The sequence below is a fragment of the Bradyrhizobium sp. genome (genome assembly GCF_016213215.1).
Taxonomy (GTDB): Bacteria; Pseudomonadota; Alphaproteobacteria; order Rhizobiales; family Xanthobacteraceae; genus Bradyrhizobium.
Window position 1 is genome coordinate 1 of the sequence record NZ_JACRAW010000041.1, and the last position, 13,217, is coordinate 13,217.

14 protein-coding genes are annotated in these 13,217 nt (G+C 61.5%); 5 read left to right on the plus strand and 9 right to left on the minus strand.

Annotated elements, in window-relative coordinates:
* The coding region (locus tag HY852_RS08165; RefSeq protein ID WP_291603973.1) for a biotin/lipoate--protein ligase family protein at window positions 1-653 on the minus strand (653 nt) is incomplete at its 3' end.
* 218 nt (window positions 654-871) lie between these two features.
* On the opposite strand from HY852_RS08165, the gene HY852_RS08170 reads away from it, so the two are divergent.
* Window positions 872-2,839 carry a 4Fe-4S binding protein gene (locus HY852_RS08170; protein ID WP_291603928.1) on the plus strand — a complete coding sequence of 656 codons (1,968 nt, stop codon included), beginning with the start codon at window positions 872-874 and terminating at the stop codon, window positions 2,837-2,839.
* A 77-nt stretch (window positions 2,840-2,916) separates the two neighbouring features.
* Here HY852_RS08170 and HY852_RS08175 read toward each other — a convergent pair whose 3' ends face one another.
* Complete coding sequence (locus HY852_RS08175) at window positions 2,917-4,209, minus strand: c-type cytochrome (RefSeq protein ID WP_291603974.1); 1,293 nt, start codon at window positions 4,207-4,209, stop codon at window positions 2,917-2,919.
* A gap of 572 nt (window positions 4,210-4,781) precedes the next feature.
* Here HY852_RS08175 and HY852_RS08180 point away from each other — a divergent pair.
* From HY852_RS08180 to HY852_RS08195, 4 genes are all read left to right on the plus strand, one after another.
* The gene (locus tag HY852_RS08180; protein ID WP_291603929.1) at window positions 4,782-5,177 is read left to right on the plus strand and encodes a hypothetical protein; all 396 of its coding nucleotides are present in this window, start codon (window positions 4,782-4,784) and stop codon (window positions 5,175-5,177) included.
* A gap of 385 nt (window positions 5,178-5,562) precedes the next feature.
* Window positions 5,563-5,781 carry a hypothetical protein gene (locus tag HY852_RS08185; protein ID WP_367116351.1) on the plus strand — a complete coding sequence of 73 codons (219 nt, stop codon included), beginning with the start codon at window positions 5,563-5,565 and terminating at the stop codon, window positions 5,779-5,781.
* An 83-nt stretch (window positions 5,782-5,864) separates the two neighbouring features.
* Window positions 5,865-6,221, plus strand: coding sequence for a hypothetical protein (locus HY852_RS08190; RefSeq protein ID WP_291603932.1), 357 nt, complete (start codon window positions 5,865-5,867; stop codon window positions 6,219-6,221).
* The gene (locus HY852_RS08195; RefSeq protein ID WP_291603934.1) at window positions 6,199-6,747 is read left to right on the plus strand and encodes a hypothetical protein; all 549 of its coding nucleotides are present in this window, start codon (window positions 6,199-6,201) and stop codon (window positions 6,745-6,747) included. The genes HY852_RS08190 and HY852_RS08195 overlap by 23 nt, the downstream gene beginning before the upstream one ends.
* A 163-nt stretch (window positions 6,748-6,910) precedes the next feature.
* On the opposite strand, the gene HY852_RS08200 is transcribed toward HY852_RS08195, so the two are convergent.
* The 7 genes from HY852_RS08200 to soxC all read right to left on the minus strand — a co-directional run bounded on the left by HY852_RS08200 (window position 6,911) and on the right by soxC (window position 13,215).
* Window positions 6,911-8,008 carry a YeeE/YedE family protein gene (locus HY852_RS08200; RefSeq protein WP_291603935.1) on the minus strand — a complete coding sequence of 366 codons (1,098 nt, stop codon included), beginning with the start codon at window positions 8,006-8,008 and terminating at the stop codon, window positions 6,911-6,913.
* Between the two features lie 329 nt (window positions 8,009-8,337).
* Window positions 8,338-9,429 carry a YeeE/YedE family protein gene (locus tag HY852_RS08205; RefSeq protein ID WP_291603936.1) on the minus strand — a complete coding sequence of 364 codons (1,092 nt, stop codon included), beginning with the start codon at window positions 9,427-9,429 and terminating at the stop codon, window positions 8,338-8,340.
* Window positions 9,430-9,450: 21 nt separating this feature from the next.
* Window positions 9,451-9,891, minus strand: coding sequence for a DsrE family protein (locus HY852_RS08210; protein ID WP_291603937.1), 441 nt, complete (start codon window positions 9,889-9,891; stop codon window positions 9,451-9,453).
* Between the two features lie 8 nt (window positions 9,892-9,899).
* A complete protein-coding gene (locus tag HY852_RS08215) occupies window positions 9,900-10,799 on the minus strand; it encodes an alpha/beta fold hydrolase (RefSeq protein ID WP_291603938.1) in 900 nt (299 codons plus the stop codon).
* Window positions 10,800-10,812: 13 nt separating this feature from the next.
* Window positions 10,813-11,232 carry a hypothetical protein gene (locus HY852_RS08220; RefSeq protein WP_291603975.1) on the minus strand — a complete coding sequence of 140 codons (420 nt, stop codon included), beginning with the start codon at window positions 11,230-11,232 and terminating at the stop codon, window positions 10,813-10,815.
* 38 nt (window positions 11,233-11,270) lie between these two features.
* Window positions 11,271-11,978: a cytochrome c gene (locus HY852_RS08225; protein WP_291603939.1), complete on the minus strand. Its 708-nt coding sequence runs from the start codon at window positions 11,976-11,978 to the stop codon at window positions 11,271-11,273.
* Window positions 11,947-13,215, minus strand: a complete 1,269-nt coding sequence (soxC, locus tag HY852_RS08230) for a sulfite dehydrogenase (RefSeq protein ID WP_291603940.1) — start codon at window positions 13,213-13,215, stop codon at window positions 11,947-11,949. The genes HY852_RS08225 and soxC overlap by 32 nt, the downstream gene beginning before the upstream one ends.
* Window positions 13,216-13,217 lie beyond the last annotated feature (2 nt).

Here is a 13,217-nt window from a genome sequence, read left to right on the forward strand (position 1 = left end):
CAGGACGGCACAGCCAGGGCTTCGACCAACTTACGTCGGCTGATCTCCTCGGTTCCGACCCGGCGCGAGAGCAGATCGCCATTGTCGCCGATCTGTTGCAGGGTCTGACGTTCACGTGACAGCCTGGCCAGATATTCGCGCGCGACGCTGTCAAAGCCGTCGATCTGCCAGCCGTCGATTGCCCGCATGAGGTGCCTGGCAAAGCTTTCCGTCACCTGGATGGCACCCGCCTCGCCAAACCCCTCCTGGTCCAGCGCGGAAGCGAGCGGATGAACACCCGGTTCATGGTCAGTCATCGCGACTGTCCGGATCATGGCGCCAAATACGAGCCATGGGGGCGGCTCGTCCTCGCTTGCCGATGAAGGCCAGCCGAGCCGGCCGCCTCCGACCAGTCCGCCGTCGACTCTGACTGCATCTGGCCAATTGATCGCGACCTGCTTGGACGGCGGCGCATAGGCGCGCAAGGCGTCGGTTAGCGCAACCATCCCTGCGTAGAAGGCACGCCGGGCGCTTCGGAGTGGCTCGCCCGGCTCGAGCACCACGGCGAACTCCGCGAGGTCGAACCGCCCGACGTAGACCAGCGTGCCAGCGCCACTCTTCGGTGCGATGCGGCATGCGTGGGCAAACGCGTCGCCGCTCTCGCGCAACCGCATCAACGTAAACGGCGGCGGCAGGTTGATCGGTTCCACCGAGGAAACAGTGGTTGCGGCCGGGCCCAGTTTGTCCTCCAGTTTCCTTTTTTCCCGATTGAGAATGTATATATTTATACTAGGCGAAGGAGCGGAGCGAGTCCGCATCCCGCGCCGTCGTGTGGAGAGGTCATCTGGCGCAGCCAACCAAGACCATCCTGATCTGCTCGTGCGAAGACACGATGCGGCTTGATGTGGCCTCGATCCGGCTTGGATGCCCCAACAGCGAAATCGCCGACTTCCGCCAGCTCTGCGGTGCCGAGCTCGATCAATTTCGCAGCGCCGCAAAGGCGGAGCGCGCACTGACGGTTGCCTGCACGCAGCAGGCTGCCCTGTTTGCGGATGAGGCCGGCGAGCGTTCCGAACCGATCGAATACGTGAACGTGCGCGAGACGGCGGGTTGGTCGAGCGAAGGCGCACAAGCAGGTCCAAAAATGGCGGCGCTGCTTGCGGCAGCTGGCGTGCCTGCGCCGGCATACCCGTTTGTCAGTTTGACCAGCGACGGCGTAATTCTCATTTACGGACGCGATGAGGCTGCGATCGAGGCAGGCCGGCTCCTGGCCGATCACCTCGATGTCACGGTAATGCTGAAAACTCCCGGCGACGTTACACCGCCGGCAGCCACAGCTTTTCCGGTCGTGAAGGGGACCATCCGCAACGCCAAGGGACATTTTGGCGCCTTCGAGCTCACGATCGACGACTACGCCCCTCCGCGCCCTTCGTCGCGCGATCACTTTGTGTTCGAGACCTCGCGTAGCGGCGCAATGTCGCGCTGCGATCTCGTGCTGGATCTGTCGGGCGGGCCCCCGCTGTTTCCGGCGCACGATCTTCGGGACGGCTATGTGCGCGCTGATCCCGGCGATCCGGCCGCGATGCTGCGCGCGGTGCTGAAGGCGCGCGATCTCGTAGGAAGGTTTGACAAGCCGAAATATGTCAACTTCACTCCGGACCTCTGCGCCCATTCGCGTTCGAAGCTGACCGGCTGCCATCGTTGTCTGGATTTGTGCCCCACGGGGGCGATTACGCCGGCCGGCGATCATGTCAGCGTCAACGCGGAGGTCTGTGCCGGATGCGGCCAATGCGCCGCCGCCTGCCCCACCGGCGCGGCCTCCTATTCGTTGCCGCCTGCGGACACGCAGCTGCACAAGCTCCGCGCCATGCTCCTCGCCTATCACGACGCTGGCGGGACCCGTCCGATCGTGCTGTTTCATGACACCCAACATGGCACACCGCTGATCGACGCATTGGCGCGTCATAGCGACGGTTTACCGGCGAATGTGGTTCCCTTCGCCGTCAACGAGGTGACGCAAGTCGGGCTGGAAGCGATTGTGGCGGCCTTCGCTTACGGCGCTGCGAATGTTCGTTTTCTCCTGCGGGCAAGACCCCTGCACGATCTCGCCGGTCTCTTCCAGACACTCGGAATGGCCGACGCCATTCTCTCCGGCTTGGGATTCTCAGGTTCTCGCGTCGCAACGATCGAGACGGACGACCCCGACGTGCTCATCGGAGAGCTCGGAGTCATCGAACCCCTCGTGACAGTGAGCCCGCCCGCGACATTCCGGACGGTCGGCAAGCGGCGCGATCTGCTGCGATTTGCCTTGAGCGAATTGCATCGCCGGGCGCCAAGCCCAACCGATGTGATTCCACTTCCGGATGATGCGCCATTTGGCACCATCAGTGTCAACACCGACGGGTGTACGTTGTGCCTGTCCTGCGTCTCGGTCTGCCCCACTGGCGCGCTTCGTGACGATCCGGAACGTCCCGTCCTCAAATTCGTCGAGGATGCCTGCGTGCAATGCGGATTGTGCGCCAGCACGTGTCCCGAAAAAGTGATCACGCTCAAACCGCAGATCGATTTCCGCGCGGCCAGGGCGCCCGCGCAGGTGATCAAGGAAGAAGAGCCCGCGCTTTGCGTCCGTTGCGGCCAGCCCTTTGGCGTTAAGAGCACGATCGACCGGATCGCGGCGAAGCTGGAAGGCCGGCACTGGATGTATCCGGCCGGCGATCAGCGGCTGGAGGCCTTACGCATGTGCGCGGACTGCCGCGTCATCACCATGAGCGAGCGGCACTTCGATCCGATCGCCGGCGCTCCCGAGCGTGCCCCGCCGCGCACGACGGACGACTATTTGCGGCAGCGAGACAAGAATTGAATGTTGCCCTCGCCGGTCGAGGCGGGTTGCCTGCAAAGCGGTGGCGAAAGGCCGAGCAATCGAACGCGTTCTGGAGACTACTTCGCGGTAGCGCGCCCCAGAAACTCCGTAAGTGCGCGGCGATCTTCCGCCGAGCCGATGCGTTGCTCCGGCATCTTCGTGCCGGGGGTGTAAGCATTTGGACCGATCTCGAACAGTTTTGCGACCGTCTGGGGCGTCCAGACGATATCCATCGTCTTGAGTGCATCGGAAAAACGGTAGCCGGGCAGCGACGCGATTTTCCGGCCGTACAATCCCGCAAGCGTCGGACCCGCGCGCTGTATCTCCGTTGCCGACAGCGTGTGACAGGCAACGCACGCACGAAATACATCTGCGCCGCGATCACCCGCATAGGCCGCCAGCGGATCGGCCGGCGTGCCGAGCAGATTGGAGCCGATCGGATTGCCGGTGCCCGCGTCCCAGCGCCGGATTTTTCCGTCGGCGCCACCGGTCAGCAAGGTCTTGTTGTCGGGCAGGAAAGCAACGGACCAGACCGGCAACCCGGGTCCGACCAACGTTCGCAACACAGTGCGCGCCTTGCGATCGATGATGGTGACAGTACCACCCACGGCGGCGGCGGCGATCAACGCACCGTCATTGGAAATGGCCAGAGCCACGATAGGCGTCGCACTGGCCACAACTTCGCCCACCTTCCTGCCCTCAGGGCTTGAAAGGCGCAGGCTGCCGTCTGCGGCTCCCGCGATGATCTCGCCATCGCCCGCGATGACAAGCGCATTTAGCGGCACCGGCAGGGTGATGGTGTCGGGTGCACCATCGGGCAAATGCCAGATCCGCAATGCGAGGTCATAGCCCACGCTGACGAGCGATCGTCCATCGCGCGCGAAACCAACCCCGTTCACGTTTTGCGAGTGGCCTTCCAGCACCCGCTGCCAACCGTTGCGTAACGACCAGAGCCGGACGGTGTGGTCCCAGGATGCAGAGGCGATCATCGAGCCATCGGGCGAGATCGCGATCCCGGCAATCGGCGCCTGATGTCCCTCCAGCACCCGGTCCGGCTGCTGCCGACCCGACGTCCAGATCGCAATGCGCGCGTCCGCACCGGCCGTGACCATCCTCCCATCGGGAAGCAGACCAACCGCGTTAACCGCATCGGAGTGAAAGCGGAACACTTGCTCGGCCGATTCGCTCGCGAGTGACCATCGAATGGCAGCGGCATCGAAGCCACCAGAGAGAAGGATCTTTCCGTCGGCTGAAACAGCGATCGCCCGCACCGGTCCACCATGCCCCATCAACTGGGCGCGAGCCACCTGTGCGAAGGCAAGCGGCAAGGCAATGAACGAAAGCAGTGCGAGGCGTACGATGAAACTCATCAACGAGTGAGGACTGCCGGACAAGGACAGCATCTCATTGTGTTTGAATTGGCCGCCGGGACAAGCGCGCTATTTGTTCGGCTCGACAACGATCTTGGTCGATCCATCCGGCGCGGGTTGCATGCCGGGAGGGCTCTGTCCTTGGGGACTCTCGGGGGGCGCGCCACCCGATCGTGTCTCGATCGGCCCGGTCCAGCCTTGCGGCTGCAACTGACCTTTCTCCTCGGGAGCGCTTCGCCCCGTGCCGACAGTGGCCGGATTCTCTTTGCGTTGATCCGTTTGGGCGATCGCCGATCCCCCGCAGGAACACGCAGCGACACAGGCAACGATTGTTACTAGCCGCACGGGTTATCTCCATTGCATTTGATCCAGCCCAACTAATAATGATCTGCCCAGTTCCATGATGCGCGAGGAACACGTCAGCTTGAACAGAAACTCGCGGTCCCTGGAACTGCTCGACGAGCTAACCAGCACGCTAACTTCATGGGCCGTTGAAAGGTCAAGCATCCTGCCAGGTCACCCGATCGAGCGCGTACAGTGGACAGACCCGGCGCCGCCTTTCTCACACGGCAATGATCGACGGTGTCGCAGAGCAAAGCCTATCGTTCCGGCGGGCCAGCGTTCACGTAAACATCCGTCCTGAGCGGCGCGACCATGAGCACCGCAAATCGACTACGCCGCTGCCGTGGATCACGGAGCGCAAGGATCTACGCTACCTGCGAAGCGTCGTGAAGAAGATAGTCGCAGGCGCTACGATTCGAAGCGAGCTCTCATTCACCTCGTTCCGCCACGGAGGCTTCACCGAAGGCGCCGACAGCGATCTCACAGACGCTGAGCTACGCGCCGCAGGTCGTCATCGGTCGACCCGTCAATTGCCAACTTATACAAAGCGGACGCGTAAGCAGCTGATCTCGGGGACCAAGAAGCGCCGCGATGAGCGAACAAAAGCAGTCAGTTTGTCGGAATAGCCGCTGACCGCTTGTCGGAATGACAGACTGTGGAGGCCTAAGTCGTTGATTCATTTGGTGGGCGCACCAGGGCTCGAACCTGGGACCCGCTGATTAAGAGACAGCCACGGGTTAAGAACAATCAATGACTTGTCGGTCGCACCACTGGGCTTGTCCGGCCGAAAAAGGGCATTCGTCGCACGATCATAGTGCTTCGTTGCACTGCCTATTAGCGGCGCCTTTGATAGTCCGCCAAACGTCGTCGTTTCAACTACTCTTCTAATGTTGCCGAGCAAGTTTAGATCGCAGAAGCGCAAACACCGATGCCGACACTCGGTTCAAGTTGCGACTTAGCCGTGGCGCGTTCACTGTCCGTGTCCTGGCTGCGCTTATTCTCGAGCAAGGCTTGGTCGTCGCCAATACGGAAGGAGAATTGCATGACGGCGCTGTGAAGGCTTATAGGGCTTACCGTGCAAAGGGCTATCACTCGGTCTGGCGCATCGACGGAAAACTGACGCCGCTCGGTCCAAGAACATTTGAGACACCGGCGGGAGCGAAGGCCCGGTTTGCCGCTCAAGAGAAGCTCTGGAATTTCGTCTGGCTGCGACGGATAGCGTATTTGTAACCCTCGCCGCGTCACTCCATCTAGCTGCCTTCCCGCTCGTCCATGACCGACACCAGGAGCACGAATACGATTCCTACTTCAGGATGGTTTCCGAGTTCGTGCGGTTGGTCGACTCGTTCCTCCCGAGATCTCTTCATTGGTGGACCGACTGGTATGCCGCCAATCCTGAATGGTTCGCGGGCGGCATTATCGCCGTGATAATGTTGATGTGGATCGGCAGCTCGCTGAGCGCGCGCATCAACGATGCAATGCGCGTGATTTGGCACGACCGGGCGGGACCAGTGCCGCTGTCGGGCGTCGTGCATGAGTCCATCTACGCATTTCGAACCAACGCCGCCTATCAATTCATCATCAGAGCCGGAAAGCGGCACGTCCTTCCGCTTTTTCGGCGTTCGGCATGGTTTGGCTCGGCGCAACATGCTAAGCCACTTCTTGTTTAACGTGGCCGACTCAATGGGAGCCTTCTGCACAGGCACACCTCAGAAGGAGCTTGTCGCGGCCGACAAAGGCATCGCCCAGGACGGCAAGGATTTTGCGACGTCTGCGATTTGCGCGCCGACGGGCCTGACTGTACGCGCCGGGTTTAGGTATGAAATCGCCATCACCATGACCGAACCATGGGAGGACGACGGACGGTCGGCGACCCCATTCGGGTACCGCACATCGACTGTTCCTCGCTCCGATCGATGGAAGTTCTATTCCGGAATTCTACTGCGCCGTATCCTATTCCGGCCCTGGTACCGCGTTATCGCGCGCGTCGGCGAAACCGGCGTCGACGAATACTTTCTTGATCCGGTACCCGTCCCAAATACGACACCTCAGGTTTACAGGGCGACTTTCAAAGCTGACCGTGGCGGTGAACTCTTTCTGTACGTGAATGATGCGGTAATTGGCTTACCTTGGGTTTACGATACCTTCTATCCAAACAACAGCGGCACAGCCAAAGTGACCGTACGGCTGCTGTAGGGATCATCAAGGTATTTGCCCAGGCGCTGAACTGAAGCCATTCAAACGCTCCTCAACAGCAGCTGCATGATATTGTCAGACAACCCGGCATCCGACAGAGCCGCTGATTAAGAGGCGTATGATTTCATCAAGTCATCGCCGGCTAGCTCGGTCGACGCGCGCCTTAGCTGCGCGCGAATATGGCTCGGATCGCGCCGCCTAGGGATTCCTGCTCAAGGAGTTTGATACCTAAATAACCCCCGCCGAGAATGGAAACCCACGCGGTCAGGCTCCCAAACGCGAGCGCCGACACGCCCGTAATGCCTTGTCCAACGGTGCAGCCGAGGGCCATGACTCCGCCGGCGCCCATCAGCGCTGAACCGACGAGATGCCGGATCAGATCGCCGCGATCCACAAAGCTTTCGACCCGGAACGTTCCCGTCGCCAATGCCGTCGTGAAGCTACCTGCAACGACACCTGCAACGACGGCAATGCCGAAGGTAAGGGTAGAGCCGGTAAACGTCATGAGGTATTGCAGGCTTTCGCCAACTGGCGCGACGAAGGTGATCGAGGCAAGCGGTGCGGGCTCGAACTCATCGGCGCCCAGGACGCCCGTCACGATCCAGCCCGCAACCACGGTGAGACCAACAAGAAGGCCAGCCAGTAGATCGCGGCCGCTACGCCGGAATTCGGCGTTGTGTAAGCAGAACACCAGCAGCCCCAGAGCAAGTGCGGTCGCCGCGAGCACGCGCGCCGGCCCTGACGGCAGGCCGAAGGCGGCCCCCGCCAGTTCGCCGACATTCTGGCTCGTGAGACCATGCGCCTTGAGATCGATGTTCGTGGCCGCTTCAAGTCGCACCCGCAGCACTGCAATCAGACCGCGCAGCGTCATATACGCGAAGACGCCAAGCACGAGGGCAACCACGAGCGACTTCAGATTGCCACTGCCAAGCCTTACCAGCGTCTTGCCGCCACAACCGCCCGCCAGCGTCATGCCGAGGCCGAAGATCGCGCCACCCACAATGGCGCCCACCCAACCCAGATTGGTCGTGAGGTAGATCGACTTGTCGACGTCAATGATCCCGCCGAAGTGAAGGGCCTGCGTGCCAATCACCGCGACTGCAATTGCCAGGCACCAGGCGCGGAAGCGACGCCCGTCGCCCATAAGCACCAGATCCGATATCGCTCCCATCGTGCAGAAGTTGGTGCGTTGCACGACAGCGCCGAATGTAAGACCGACGACGACGCCACCAAGGATCGTAAGTGTACTGGGTCCGTCCATGCGAAGATGCCGCTCCCACCGTGCGCGCCTCGCTACTTGCGGACGAGCGCCGGCGCTGGCGCCTCCCTGACATTAGTTTATTAAATTCGCATAAGTGAATATGATCGGGATCGCCCGGTCAAGCCGGTCGCGAGCTTTTTCCTTTCGCTCGCATAATTCGGCCGTCGGGTGGCGAATGTCCTTCTCCTCCCGCGGCACGTCGGGACGGGAGCACCGTCCTGTATCGATGTCAAACTGGCTTGCTGTTCGAGCAACGGACCCGTGCGGTTCTGCTCGCACCAATCTTGGACAGAGGCAGCGCGGACGTATGTTAGGTCCTGTTCGCTTGCTCAAGCACGCTTTGTGCTCGTGTCGATTGCCCGGCGTGACAGAGGCGTGAACCCGCGGTCGACGAGCAGATCGGTCAGTCCGGCACCGAGCCACATGCCGCCCAACACGATCCAGGCCGTCAGCGCAAACACCGACGCGCCGGTGATTCCAGCGCCTACGGCGCAGCCGCCGGCGAGCATGGCGCCGAAGCCCATCAGCACGGCCCCGACCAGGTAGCGGCGCATGCCAAGTCCGTCGGAAAATCCTTCCAGGCGCAGCTCGCGCGCTCCTGCGGCGGCCAAAAATGATCCGAGAAAGACCCCCGGCACGATACCGAGATCAAAATCGAGCCGTACCTGCGGGCTATTGAGCACCGCCATCAGCACCTCTGCGGAAGGGCCGCTGAATGTAAGACTCTTCAGGGTCACCGGCGCGAAGGAAGCCCGCGCCAGTTCATAGGTGAATATCCAGCCGGCCACGACAGTCACGCCGGTGGCCAGCGCGGACCAAAGAAGCACCGGCGAAACCCGACTCCGAAACGCAAATACAAATCCGGCCAGCAGCCAGACCGCCCCGAATGCGAGCTTCTCCGATGTCCCACCGCCAACGAGGCTCATGATATCGCGCGACGGTCCGCCATCGACGAGCCAGAGATTGGCCAGCCATTCCCGTGCTGGAGACAACGAGCCGCGATAGGCGGCTTGCGCCGTCACGGCGAACACTAGTCCTGATAGCAAAGCCCTCAAATTGCCATTGGCCGAAAGCACGAGCAGCCGGCTGGCGCAGCCACGTGACAGGATCATGCCGCAGCCGAACATCACGCCGCCTATCACAGCTCCGGAAATGCTGCCTTGCTGAGCGAGCTGCCGTGCCTCCGATACGTCGAGCCAGCCCAGCGCGACGCAGACCTGCGTGCCGAGCAGAGCGGCTGCAAATGTCAGGAGCCAGACCGCAAGGCGCGCCCCACCCTCCCGCCGCGAGAATTCGACCGCGGCAGCGCGGAGGCAAAAACGGCTGCGCTGGGCAAAGAACCCGAACAATCCGCCCACCAGCAAGCCGCCGACCCAAGAGATCAGGTCTTCACTCAAGAGATCGACGAGTTGCGTCAGCACGGCCTGTCTCTAATGTTCACGTCAGGGGCGTAAATAGGCGTACCCCTGTTGTTGCAGTTCCGCCAGCCGAACGACGCCGCCTTTCTCGGCTGCGATGAAGCCCGACGTGAGATCTTCGAGCTTGACGCCTTGCGCCTTCATTGTGTTCGCACAAGCCTCGAACGCGACACCGGCTTGCGTCAGCCGTTCCGTAGCCGCGACAATATGGGGTTGAGCGGCCAAAGCATGAAAACCTCGCAACGCCGGTCCATGAACCACTAGACGGATATCGGCCTGCCCAGGTCCGCCGACGCCATCGACATGGTTCTGGATGTTACCGAGCGCGAATACGACGCGATCGAGGTCGGCGAGGTGATAGGCCACGCGCTGGCGCTTCGGGGGGGCGGCGGCAGCCGTCTGCCGAATCGCGAAGAAGCCGAGGAGCCCTGAAAGTCCGGCGCGCAGTATCGATCGACGCTCCATACTTGCTCCTAAGGAACTTGCTTGATGAACTCGGCGATGCGATCGGCAACATCATCTGCCGCGAGATCCAGAAAGAAATGATCTGCCCCCTCGATCGTCTCGAGGCGCACCTTCTCACTCCGCGCCAGAGGAGCGAAGGAAGCTGCCACATCAGGCACGGTCGTATCCTTCGCGGCTGCGAGCACCAGAACGGGCAATTTCAGTCCGGCAACCAGCCCAGCCGTGTCCTGGCGCGCATCGGTGGTATAAAATGAGGCGAAGGCGCGTGCCGTTACAACGGAGTTGCGGCAGTAAATGAAGCCAGGAACCGACATCCACTCTCCGCCGCGCCCTGCCGCAATATTGGCGATAGCCTCCTTGAGCAGCGGATCGAGCGGCGCCCCATAGGTCGAGAGGTAGGATGCACGCAAAGCAGCCTCGACAGATGCCGTCGCCGGCGCCAGCATCATGGCCGCCCGAACCGGCGCATCCGGACGAGCTTTCAAGTAGCGCGCGACCTGGTTGGCTCCCCGCGAATGGCCGAGAACGTAGACGCGAGGGGACAGACTCTTAGCTGCCGCAACCCAGGCTTCGATTTCAGCAATGGCATCGTCCGCCAGGTGGTCGTGTCTTACGGCACAATCGTACATGCCTTTGCGACGGTCCAGCCCCAGAGACAAGGTGTGCGACAGCGAGCCTATGCCTCGCTCGGCCAAAGCCTTGGCCAGGCCCTGTATGGTCTCCATGTCCTTGTGAGCGAGCGTGCCGTGGGTGATCACGATGAGCGGCGTGTCGGGCCCCATCGATACCGGCGTGCGCAGCGTCGCCAGCACCGCATGAGCGCCGATCGACAGCTCGCGTTCCTGCTCTGCGGCCCCAACGGGCAACAGGGACAGCAACAGCACGGTCAGTCCGATCAAACAACGCATTCAGATATCCCTGTCAGGGTCGAACAATCGTCCACTTCTTCTCAGAGAACTCAAGCAGCGCGGCTACGCCTGCCTCCACAACCCTGGCCTTTGCCATCAACGGAGGCCGCCTGCCCTCCTTGGCCGTGAGCGCATCCAGCGTATTGCCGCAGGCGACAAAGCTCACATTGGGCATCGCTTTTGCAAAGTTCGCCATTCGCTCCCTGACCGGTGAGCGATCCTCAAGCAGCAGATCCAGGCCGCCGTTGAAGGCAACGACCACGATATCGACTTCTTCCCCGCGACCCGAATAGTAGCGGGACACGTTGGCGGCGATATCCAGCACCGCGCGCATTTTCGCCGGATCGTCGTCGCTGATCTGAAGAGCGAGCCGGTGCGGGTCTGCAGCCCCGACAGGGCTCGCCAGGATGGTCGCGAGCAAAATTGAGGACAGAGCAACGAATAACGCGCGGCGGCTCGGTTCTGCTCGGCTCACTCGACGCCTCGTGACTTGCCGCCTTTGGAATCGTCCGGCGTCACGTCGATGGCCATTGCGCGGCTGGTGATCTTCACCGGCCCCAGGCAATCCTTCATGCACGGATTTGTCTGCCAGAACGACCTTTCTGCGGTCGAGCGGTCATCCATGATAAAGCCCTGCTCGTTTGGCATTTTGGTCGCGGCGAGATTCTTGTTGTTGAGCTCGAAATTCTGGTCGCTGATGATATCGTTGAGATAGAGAACGTAGGCCACCAACGCATAGTATTCGTTTGCCGACAACGACTCGGCATTGCCATACGGCATGGCATGACGAATATAGTCGAAGACGGTCGTGGCATATGGCCAGTAAGAGCCCACCGTCTTGACCGGGTTGTCGCTCGTCAGGGATCCCTTGCCGCCCGCCAAGACCGGCCAACGGCCATTGCCCTCGCCGAATTCGCCGTGGCAGCTGGAGCAATTGTCCATGAACAGCTTTTCGCCCTCCGCGACAGTACCCTTCCCTTCCGGCAGGCCCTGCCCGTCAGGCCTCACGTCGATGTCCCAGCCGCGGATCTCCTCCGGAGTAGGCGCGCGCCCGATGTTGTACTTCGGCCCGACCTTCGCATCCGCCTTACTCTGCGCCAGCGCCGGCGTACCGATCGCCAATCCGAGCATGACCAAGGAAAGCAGCCTAGGCAACTTCGACATTCTCAACCTCACCATTGGCCTGCACGTGCCAGGTCTGGATCCCATTGTTGTGGTAGATTGAATTGACGCCGCGGATCTTGCGCAGTTCGGCCTTGCTTGGCTGCACGTATCCGGTTTCGTCCTGCACCCGCGATTGCAGCAACAGCGGCTCACCGTTCCAGTCGAACTCGTAGTAGAAACGCGTGAGGGCCTTGTCGAGGATGGGACCGTCAAGCCGGGCGGGACGCCAGTTGCGTCCGCCGTCCAGGGACACATCGACACGCTTGAGTTTGCCGTTGCCGCTCCATGCCAGACCGGAAATGATGGTGAACCCCTTGCCATGCTTGATCGGCGCTTGCGGGCTCGGGCTGGTGATCACCGACTTGGCGTCCATCACCCAACTGAAGCGGCGGGCCTTCCCGTTCGGCAGCAGGTCGGTGTACTTAGATGTCTCCTCTCGGGTGTGCCAGGGCCGATCGCCCACCTTGATCCGTCGCAACCATTTGACCCAGAGGTTACCCTGCCATCCGGGCACCACAAGCCGCATCGGGTAACCCTGCTCGGGGTATAGCGCTTCGCCATTCATCTTATATGCAATGATGCAGTCATCGAGCGCCTTCTCGATCGGCAGGCTCCGGTCCATCGCAGCAGCATCCGCACCTTCGACCAACAACCATTTTCCGCTGCTCTTGACGCCCGCCTCTTCGAGCAGCGTCCGCAACGACACCCCCGTATACTGAACGCAGTGGATCATGCCATGAGTGAACTGGCAGCCGTTGAGCTGGGCGCCCCGCCACTCCATGCCCGAATTGGCAGCGCACTCCATGAAATGGATGCGGTTGACGCGTGGATAACGTTTCAATTCCTCTAATGTCAGGATCAACGGACGATCGACCAAACCGTGGATCATCAGGCGGTGATCGGCCGGATCGATCTCCGCAATACCGCCATGATGCCGCTCGAAGCACAGGCCGTTCGGAGTAATAATGCCTTCGAGCTCATGCAGCGGCGTGAAGCTGACCGAGGACTCGCGCGATGCCGTCAGCCATTCGACGTCGCGCCGGATGACATCCTTTTCGAATTTCGACGGCTTGCCGTAGGGCCGCACGGCAACGCCATCGCCGAGAACACGCGTCCATTCCGGAACGTTCGGGGGCTGGTTCGCGGGATTTCCACCCGCGCCTGCACGAGATGCAAGGAGCGTCGCAGCAGCGCCGGCGCCAGCAGCGAGGAGACTGCGTCTGGAGTGCTGTGGATTATCCGTCTTCGACATCG